This window comes from Candidatus Polarisedimenticolia bacterium, from assembly GCA_036001465.1.
GTDB lineage: Bacteria > Acidobacteriota > Polarisedimenticolia > Gp22-AA2 > Gp22-AA2 > Gp22-AA3.
In genome coordinates, this window is record DASYUH010000089.1 from 25,244 (window position 1) to 33,955 (window position 8,712).

General features: G+C 70.4%; 9 protein-coding genes. 1 reads left to right on the forward strand and 8 read right to left on the reverse strand.

What is annotated here, in order from left to right; all coding sequences use genetic code 11:
• Positions 1-16: 16 nt before the first annotated feature.
• On the reverse strand, positions 17-1,021 hold the full coding sequence (locus tag VGV60_16355; GenBank protein ID HEV8702845.1) for a methionine synthase: 1,005 nt from the start codon (positions 1,019-1,021) through the stop codon (positions 17-19).
• Positions 1,018-2,040, reverse strand: coding sequence for a hypothetical protein (locus tag VGV60_16360; GenBank protein HEV8702846.1), 1,023 nt, complete (start codon positions 2,038-2,040; stop codon positions 1,018-1,020). Before VGV60_16360 ends, VGV60_16355 begins: the two co-directional genes overlap by 4 nt.
• A 268-nt stretch (positions 2,041-2,308) precedes the next feature.
• Between VGV60_16360 and VGV60_16365 the strand changes: the two genes are divergently transcribed.
• The gene (locus VGV60_16365; protein HEV8702847.1) at positions 2,309-3,067 is read left to right on the forward strand and encodes a PilZ domain-containing protein; all 759 of its coding nucleotides are present in this window, start codon (positions 2,309-2,311) and stop codon (positions 3,065-3,067) included.
• Between the two features lie 9 nt (positions 3,068-3,076).
• On the opposite strand, the gene VGV60_16370 is transcribed toward VGV60_16365, so the two are convergent.
• The 6 genes from VGV60_16370 to VGV60_16395 form a co-directional block, all read right to left on the reverse strand.
• Complete coding sequence (locus VGV60_16370) at positions 3,077-3,931, reverse strand: amidohydrolase family protein (GenBank protein HEV8702848.1); 855 nt, start codon at positions 3,929-3,931, stop codon at positions 3,077-3,079.
• Between the two features lie 31 nt (positions 3,932-3,962).
• Entirely contained in the window at positions 3,963-4,802 is an 840-nt protein-coding gene (locus VGV60_16375; GenBank protein HEV8702849.1) for an enoyl-CoA hydratase-related protein, read from the reverse strand.
• The gene (locus VGV60_16380) at positions 4,799-5,827 is read right to left on the reverse strand and encodes a zinc-binding dehydrogenase (GenBank protein HEV8702850.1); all 1,029 of its coding nucleotides are present in this window, start codon (positions 5,825-5,827) and stop codon (positions 4,799-4,801) included. Before VGV60_16380 ends, VGV60_16375 begins: the two co-directional genes overlap by 4 nt.
• Before the next feature lie 23 nt (positions 5,828-5,850).
• Positions 5,851-6,639, reverse strand: coding sequence for an enoyl-CoA hydratase/isomerase family protein (locus tag VGV60_16385; protein HEV8702851.1), 789 nt, complete (start codon positions 6,637-6,639; stop codon positions 5,851-5,853).
• 26 nt (positions 6,640-6,665) lie between these two features.
• Positions 6,666-8,117 carry an aldehyde dehydrogenase family protein gene (locus VGV60_16390; protein ID HEV8702852.1) on the reverse strand — a complete coding sequence of 484 codons (1,452 nt, stop codon included), beginning with the start codon at positions 8,115-8,117 and terminating at the stop codon, positions 6,666-6,668.
• A gap of 11 nt (positions 8,118-8,128) precedes the next feature.
• Positions 8,129-8,712, reverse strand: a 584-nt coding sequence (locus VGV60_16395; protein HEV8702853.1) for a hypothetical protein, incomplete at its 5' end; no start/stop codon positions are given.

Below are 8,712 nucleotides of genomic sequence, written 5' to 3' on the forward strand. Positions count from 1 at the left end.
AGACACCCGCGGAGTCTCACAGGGTGCGCCGGACCTCGCGCGTTGCCTCGACCATGTTCCTGAGCTTCGCCTCCGCCTGCTCGGGGGAGCGCGTCTTGAGACCGCAATCGGGGTTGACGTAGAGGCGCGACGCCGGGACGACCGCGAGCGCCGCGGTGATCCGCTCCTTCACCACGTCAACCGGTTCGATCGCGTGGGTGTGAACGTCCAGGACCCCGGCCCCCAGCTCCTTGGTGAACGGGGAGGTCTTGAACAGCGACAGGAGCCCGAGATCCGAGTTCGACAGCTCCAGGGTGAACTGGTCGACCGGCAGGTCGAGCAGTCGCGGATAGATGGCGGGGAAGTCGCCGTAGCAGATGTGGGTGATCGTCCTGGCCTTGAGGCCGCCGGTCACCGTCGCCATGGCTCGGATGGCCAGTTCGATCTCGTCCGGACGGACCGAGACCGCCGGCTCGTCGATCTGCACGTAGCGCGCGCCGGCCTCGACCAGGGCCGCGGCCTCCTGGTGAATCACCTCGGCCAGGGCCATCGCCAGCGCCTCGCGCGAGCCGTAGTGATCGTCGAATGACCAGTCCATCATCGTGTAGGGCCCGGTGAGGATCGCCTTGACCGGCTTGCCGGTCTGGGCCTGCGCGAAGCGGAACCATTCGACCGTCACCGGCCGCGACCAGCGGATCGGTCCGGTGACGACCGGCTTGCGGTAGTAGCGATTGCCGTACGAGCGCACCAGCCCCGAGATGCGGAATCCCTCGAGGTTCTCGGCGAAATACGCGGTCATGTCGCCGCGGTACATCTCGCCGTCCACCAGGAGGTCGAGCCCCAGCCCCTCCTGCATGCGGATACAGGCCACGGTCTCCTCACGCTCGATGCGCCTGAGCTCGTCCTCGGGGACCTCCCCCCTGGAGAACCCGGCCCGCGCCTTCGTCAGGCGTTCCGGCTTGGGGAACGAGCCGATCGTGCTGAGGGGGAGGAGGAGCTCTTCGCCCAGGGCGGGATTCGCGGTCACGGCGCCGTCGTTCATGGAAACTCCTGCCGGGCGCGGTCCCGCACCGCCGCCAGGATGGACATTTTCGCGCGCGCCACGTCGCGGGGCAGGAACTCGAGGCCGTGGCTCGTCGTCAAGTGGATGGCGCGTTTCGGCCCGCCCGCGGCGGCGAGCGCCTGCAGGATCGGACGGGCGATCCGTTCGTACGTCGCGTCCGCGCTCTCGAGGCGCGTGTTCCGCCCATCCACGACTCCCAGCGCCACGCCGGTTTCCCCTGGAATGGCGCCGGCCAGCCTGGTCGCGAAGGCGCCCGCGTCCCCTTCGCCAATCGCCGCGCGGACGTCGAGCCCGATCAGGTCGGTTGGGGAAAGCGCGAGGTCGTCGACGAGCGGGGTCGCATCCCCGAACGACGTCGCCAGGAGAATGCGCGCCGTCGTGAGCCCCGTCACCAGGCGCCGCATCGCGAGACGCAGGATGGGTGCATCCGCCGGATAGCGGGCGATCGCCGGCTCGTCGATCTGGATGAGGCCTGCCCCCGCCCTCTCGAGGTCGAGGATCTCACGGTTGAGCGCCGAGGCGATCTGAAGCGTCAGGTCGCGCGGGCCGCGTCTCAGGGTGTCGCGCGACAGCCTCGCCATCGTCAGAGGGCCGGTGACGATCGCCTTCACCGGACGCGGCGCCGCCGCGCCCACGGCGAAGCGGTACGCGTCCACGAGAAACGGCTTCTCCCGGCCGATTGGACCGGACGCCGCCGGCTGCCTGTAGTAGGTGTTGGTATCGAAGTAGCGCAGCAGTCCCTCGATCCGGAATCCGGCCAGGCCGCGCGCCACGTGCGACACCGGGTCGTGCCAGCGGACTTGACCGTCGGTCAGAATGTCCATTCCGGCCGCCGCCTGTTCGGCGATCGCGAGTCGCGTCATCTCGTCCTCGGCCGCCGCCACCTCCGCCGGGGAGATCTCGCCGCGGTCGGCTCGCTGGATCGCCCGGCGCAGGACCTGCTCGTCCTGGCGGTCGCCGATGCGGGGGTAGCTGCTGAGCAACGCGGCAAGGATCACGCGGGTCTCCCGATCACGATTCACAAGAATAGGGCCTGACCCCGGGCGGCGCAAGGCCCTTCCTTAGTCACGGGTGGCGGGGCGCGGCGCCCCGCCACCTGTGGCCGAGGACGCCCCTTCCGCCTGCCCGCCCCGGCCCGCAACTCGACACCGGGAGGGTCGCCGTGATCAGTTCGAGGCTTTTCGGGGCAGGGGAGCAAGTGTGCTACTCTCTCGACGGGAGGAGCGCGCGGCGGGGTGGACCGCGTCGGGGCGAGGGAGCCCGGTGGTGAAGCAAGTCCTGTGGAGTGACCCGATCCAGTCCCGGATCGACGGCGGGAGGCCTCACTTCCTCGCCAGGGCCAGCCTGAAAGCCCTTTCCGCCGGTACCGCCTCCGTCCTCCTCGATGTGGCCGCCACCGATCGTCCCGACCTGATCGTCCTGTCCGATGACGGGTTCGAGGCGCCCGCAGCCGAGATGTGCCACTGGCTGCGGGCCGACGAAAGGACCCGCGACATCCCCATACTGGCCATCGCCCACGATGCTGCTCAGGCGGCCGCCCTCAGGCAGGCCGGGTGCAACGAGGTCCTGGACGCCTCAATCTCCTCCGAGGTGCTGCAGGAGACGATCACGGCGATGCTCGGGATGCGGCTCCGCAAGTTCCCGCGCTACCCGGTGGTCCTGCCGGTGGCGAGGGGCCGGTTCATCCGTGAGTTCCTGGGGTACTCGAACGCGGTGAGCGAGGGGGGCATGGGGTTCGACACGCTCAGCCGCATCCGGGGCGGCGAGCAGCTGGCGCTTCTGATCTATCGGAACACGGAAGAGAAGCCGATCGCCGCCACCGGCCGCGTCGCCTCGGTGCGGGCGAACATCGACACTGGAATCGGCTACGCCGTGGGCATCGAGTTCCTGAAGCTGGCGGAGCCCGACCGAGGACGCCTGCTCGAGCTCTTTCCCCACGATCCGAGCGTCGTCTGGGGCGGCGATCCGGACGGCGCGCCTTCCCTCGATCGCCCTCCCAAGGGGACGGGCATTCCCGAAGCCTGAAATCCCCCGTCAGCGCCGCGCGAAGATCGTCTCCGCCGTTCCTTCCAGGATCGCGTGCTGGGCCTCCGGCGCGAGATTCAGGGCGCGAAACGCGTCCAGGTTCCGGCGCGGGCTTTCGACGCCCGGGCTCGGCCAGTCGGTTCCGAACAGGGTCTTGTTGGCGATCTCTTCGATCCGCGGGAAGTAGCGCAAGAGAAAGCGCGGCGGGATGCCGGAGATGTCCATGTGCAGATTCGCGTGGCGGCGCATCAGGAAGAAGCAGGTCTCCATCCAGAGCGGCCGTCCGCCGTGGGCCATGATGATCTTGAGGCCCGGGAAATCGACCGCCACGTCGTCGAGGGCCATCGGATCCCCGTACTTGTTGCGCGCCTCGGGGAAGATCGACGTGCCCGTATGGACCATCAGCGGCACGCCCAGGGCCTGGGCCCGTTCGTAGAGCGCGGCGAGCCGCGGGAGCTCGCCGCCGTCGCGGTAGGCGTTCAGGAAGAAATGCTGGTGCGGCGGGTGCAGCTTGAGCACGCGCACGCCGTGGGTCTCGACGATCCGCTCGAGCGATCCGGCCGGATCGGGATCGAGCCGCGGGTGGACGCCGCCGACGGCCACCAGGCGATCCTCGTGCCCGCGACAGAAGCCCCCGACGAACTCGTTGACCGCGTCGGTGAAGCCCATGACGTCGGGGCTGACGTAGTTGACCAGGACGGCGCGGTCGATCCCCTGCTCGTCGAGGAACCTCAGGAACGCCGCCGGGTCGTCGAACAGACGATGGATCCGGTCGAGATCGCGGCGCCCGGCCGTCATCCGCTCGAGGGCGCCAGGCTTGAATTGCCGCCAGGGCTGGACGTGGAGGTGGGCGTCGGTGATCATGTGATCTCCCGTTTCCGGTGCCCGCCGCCCCTCAGCGCCCCTTGAATCGCGGCCGCCGCCCTTCGAGGAAGGCGGTCATCCCCTCGCGCTTGTCGGCCGACTCGAAGAGGATCGCCTGCGCCAGGCGCTCGGCGGCGTGGCCCGCGTCCGTCCCGTGGAGCGCGGCCTGAAGGGCGAGCTTCGCGGCCCGCACCGCCAGCGGCCCCTTGCGGGCGATAAGCGCGGCGGTCGAGCGCGCCTCCTCCAGAAGGCGGTCGCCGGGCACGACACGGTTCACCAGGCCGATGCGCAGCGCCTCGGGGGCGTCGATGATCCGGCCCGTCAGGATCATCTCCTTCGCCCTCCCGGAGCCGATGAGGCGGGGGAGCCGGTACGTCGCCCCGGCGGCGGGGATGATCCCCAGGCCGACCTCCGGTTGGCCGAAGCGGGCCGACTCGGAGGCGATGCGCAGATCGCAGGCGATCGCCAGCTCGCAGCCGCCCCCGAGCGCGTAGCCGTTCACGGCGGCGATGGTCGGCAGGGGAAACCGTTCGATGTCGAGGAACAGGCTCGAGTTGATGCCGCGCAGCGCGTCGGCGGCGCCCCGTTGCCGCAGCTCGCGGATATCGGCGCCCGAGGCGAACACGGCCGCTCCCGCGCCGGTGACGATCAGGGCCCTCGTCCCCGGGTCGCGCGCCAGGAGGCCGAGCGCGGCGCGCAGCTCGTCCACGACGTCCTGGCTGATGGCGTTCCGCGCCTGGGGACGATCGAGCGTGACGACGGCGATCCCCTCGCGCGATTCCAGGCGGATGGTGCGGAAGCGGGTCGCGCCGGCGGCGCTCTTCCGGCCTGGCCCCGGGCGCGGCGACGTGCGAGCGCGTCGCGCCGTCATGGCTTGAGGATGATCTTGCCGAACAGGGAGCGTTCGGCCATGGCGCGGTGCCCGTCGGCGACGCGCTCCAGGGGGAGGACGCGGTCGATCACCGGCTTGAGGCGACGGTCGCCGACCAGCGCGGCGACCCGGGCGAGCTCGGCGCGGCTGCCCATGGTCGAGCCGAGGATCGACAGCCCCTTGGAGAAGACGAAGCGCAGATCGGTCGCCGCCTGGTGTCCGGACGTGGCGCCGCAGGTGACCAGGCGGCCCCCCCGGGCGAGCGCCTTCAGGCTCCTGTCCCAGGTGTCCTGGCCGACGCTGTCCACCACGACGTCCACGCCCCGTTTCCCGGTGAGCCGGCGGACCTCCTGAAGAAAATCGCCGGTGCGGTAATTGATCGCCGCGTCCACGCCGAGCTCGCGCAGTCGCGCCGCCTTCTCGTCGGACGAGGTGGTGGCGAAGACCCGCGCTCCATGCAGGCGGGCAATCTGGATCGCGGCGGTGCCGACCCCGCTCCCCCCGGCGTGCACCAGGACATCCTCGCCCACGCGCACCCGCGCCCGTTCGACCAGCATGTGCCAGGCTGTCAGGTACACGAGAGCGAACGCGGCCCCCTCCTCGAACGACACGCCCTCCGGAAGGGGCATGACGTTGGCGGCGGGAAGGACGGCATACTCCGCCTGCGTGCCGTTCCGGTGCTCGCCGATGATGCCGAAGTCCTTGCACAGCGGATCGTGTCCCGCGAAGCAGTCGGGGCAGCGCCCGCAGGAGTAGCCGGGGGACACGAACACCCGCTCGCCCGGTTCCAGGCCGGCGACCCCCTCGCCCAGCTCCTCGACGACTCCGGACGCGTCCGATCCGAGGACCATCGGCAGGGGAAAGGTCATCCCCGGCAGGCCGCGCCGCACCCAGGTGTCGAGGTGGTTCATGCCGGCCGCCATGACCTTGATCACGACCTGCCCCGCGTCGGCCCTGGGCTTCGGCAGAGTGGCGATTTCCAGCGCCTCGATCCCACCGTGCCCGCGAATCAGAACCGCCTTCATGCGCCGGTCCCCGTCCTCATGGCTCAGACGCCCCTGAACCTGGGAGGGCGCTTCTCGAGGTAGGCGTCGAGCCCTTCCCGCGCGTCGTCCGACTCGAACAGCTGCTGCTGCAGCTCCCGCTCCAGGGCCAGGGCCTCGAGGAAGGGGATCGCGCCCCCCGAGACGACGCTCCGCTTGATGAGGCCGACCGCCTTCGCCGCCTTGCCCGGTGGGCAGAACTGCCGCGCGTAGGCCAGGACCGCATCCCACCAGTTCTGCGGCTCGAAGACGTGGGTGACGAGTCCCAGGGCGGCCGCCTCGTCGAACGACATGGTGCGGCCGGTCGCCATCAGCTCGAGCGCCCGCGCCTGCCCGACCAGGCGGGCCAGGCGCTGGGTGCCGCCGGTCCCGGGCAGGACACCAAGAGTCACCTCCGGCAGGCCGATCTTGCCGCCGTTCCGGCGGGCGACGCGCAGATCGGCCGCCAGGGCGATCTCGAATCCGCCGCCGACGGTGTGGCCGTTCAGGGCGGCGATGACCAGCTTGGGGGTCTGCTCCAGGCGGTTCAGCGTCTCGTTGGCGTGCAGGCAGAAGGAGTACTTGAACCGCGGCGTCACGGTCTTCAGCATCCGGATGTCGGCGCCGGCGGAGAAGAACGTCTCACCCGCGCCGCGCAGCACGAGGACATGGACCGCGTCGTCCATGCGGGCGGCCAGGATGGCGTCGTCGAGCTGCCGCATCATCTCGTAGCTGTAAGTATTGGCGGGGGGGGCGTCGAGCTCGAGGACCATGATGCCGTCCTCGGTCCTTCGGGAAACCAGGGTCTCGGCCATGGGCGACGTCGCTCCCCGGGCGGGCGTCAGGACAGGTCGACCCAGACGGACTTGGTCTGGGTGTACTCCAGGAGGCCGTGATGCCCGAGCTCGCGCCCGAAGCCGCTCATCCTGTAGCCGCCGAACGGCATGGCGCTGTCGTACAGACCGTAGGTGTTGATCCAGACGGTCCCGGCGCACAGCAGCTGCGCCGTCCGGTGCGCCTTCTTGATGTCCTTCGTCCAGACGCCGGCGGCGAGCCCGTAGGGGGTGTCGTTCGCCGCGCGCACGACCTCCTCGAGATCGCGGAAGCGCAGGACCGACAGGACCGGCCCGAAGATCTCCTCGCGGGCTATCGTCATGTCGTTGCGCACGTCCCCGAAGATCGTGGGCTTCACGAAATACCCCTTCCCGGGAGCGCGCGCGCCGCCCGTCACCAGCCGGGCCCCTTCGATCCGGCCCTTGTCGACGTAGGACAGGACCCGCTTCATCTGCGCCTCGCTCACCTGGGGGCCTAGGCGCGTCTTCGGGTCGAGCGGGTCCCCCTGCTGCAGCCGCGCGGCCGAGGCCGTAAGCTTGTCCAGGAGCGCGTCGTGCACCGGCTCCTCGACGAACAGCCGTGAGCCCGCGGTGCAGACCTCCCCCTTGTTGAAGAAGATGCCGTTCTGGGCGCCGCGCGCCGCGGCCTCGAGATCGGCGTCGGCGAAGACGACGTTGGGGGACTTGCCCCCCAGCTCGAGGGTCAGGCGCTTCAGCGTGCCGCTGGCGCGCCGCATGATCTCCTGACCGACGGCGGTCGAGCCGGTGAAGGCGATCTTGTCGACCCCCGGGTGATCGACCAGGGCCGCGCCCGCCGTCGGGCCGAACCCGGTCACGACGTTCAGCACGCCCGGCGGCAGCCCGGCCTCCTCGGCGATCCGCGCCAGGAGGAGGGCGGACAGGGAGGTCTGCTCGGCCGGCTTCAGGACGATCGTGTTTCCGGCGGCCAGGGCCGGGGCCACCTTCCACGCGGCCAGGAGAACGGGAAAATTCCACGGAATGATCTGGCCGACGACGCCGAGAGGCTCGCGCAGCGTGTAGTTGAAGGTCGGGGCGCGGACGGAGACGGTCTCCCCTTCGATCTTGGTGGCCCAGCCGGCGAAGTAGCGGAAGCAGTCGGCGGCCATCGGCACGTCGACGCGCGACGCTTCGGTGATCGTCTTGCCCGAGTCGAGGCTCTCGACCTCGGAGATCTCCGCGAGGCGCGACTCGATCAAGTCGCCGATTTTCCAGAGAAACCGCCCCCGGTCCGCGGCCGACACCTTGGCCCACGGCCCGTCGAAGGCGAGGCGCGCCGCCTGGACGGCGCGATCGATGTCCTCGGCGCGCCCTTCGGCGATCGTGGTGAGCGGCTCCTCGGTCGCCGGGTTGACCGTCGTGAAGGTGCCGCCCGCGACGGCGTCAACCCACTGTCCGCCGATGTAGAGTCGGCCGGGAGTGATTTTCTGTGCTGCCGGCATGGGCGCCGATGTTAATCGGAACCCTTGGGCGAGTCAACGACGCCCCGCAGGGCCTGGGCGCGGAGTCCGGAATCGTCGGCAAGGGGCGGTCGGCCATGGGGGAGGGTGGCGGGCCGGGGGGTGCGCGAGTCGATCCGGCTGGGGAGCGGATCCGCTTCGAGCGACAGGGTGGGAAGGGGCAGCGACCTGTCAACCAGGGGCAACTCCGTGCCGCAGGCGGCCCCGGTCATCACATCGGGGTGCTCCTGGGGAGGCGCGTGCGGCCGCGAAAGGGACGTATCGGCCGCCGCCGTCCCCTCCGACCCCGGGATCATGATGGTGGGCCGCGCGCGGGAATTGAGCCGCCGCGTCTGGACCTGGCGCTGTTTGGCCTGGAGCCTTCTCTGCTGCGGCGTGAAGATGTCGGCCGGTCGATCGTAGCCCTGCGGGAACCAGAACCCGCCCGAGTCGCGCTGTCCATCCGGCAGGGTCGAGACCATGGTGTCCGCCGCTCCGACCGGCAGAACCACCTCGAGCAGGCCGAGCCCGCGATCGATCAGCGTCGGCAGCCTCCGTCGTCTCCTGGCGGGAGCCATGACAACCTCGGAAGATGCTC

Coding starts and splice junctions, on each gene's coding strand:
- VGV60_16355 (HEV8702845.1), bottom strand. CDS start 1,021: ATGAACGACGGCGCCGTGACCGCGAATCCCGCCCTGGGCGAAGAGCTC.
- VGV60_16380 (HEV8702850.1), bottom strand. CDS start 5,827: ATGAAGGCGGTTCTGATTCGCGGGCACGGTGGGATCGAGGCGCTGGAA.
- VGV60_16390 (HEV8702852.1), bottom strand. CDS start 8,117: ATGCCGGCAGCACAGAAAATCACTCCCGGCCGACTCTACATCGGCGGA.
- VGV60_16370 (HEV8702848.1), bottom strand. CDS start 3,931: ATGATCACCGACGCCCACCTCCACGTCCAGCCCTGGCGGCAATTCAAG.
- VGV60_16375 (HEV8702849.1), bottom strand. CDS start 4,802: ATGACGGCGCGACGCGCTCGCACGTCGCCGCGCCCGGGGCCAGGCCGG.
- VGV60_16385 (HEV8702851.1), bottom strand. CDS start 6,639: ATGGCCGAGACCCTGGTTTCCCGAAGGACCGAGGACGGCATCATGGTC.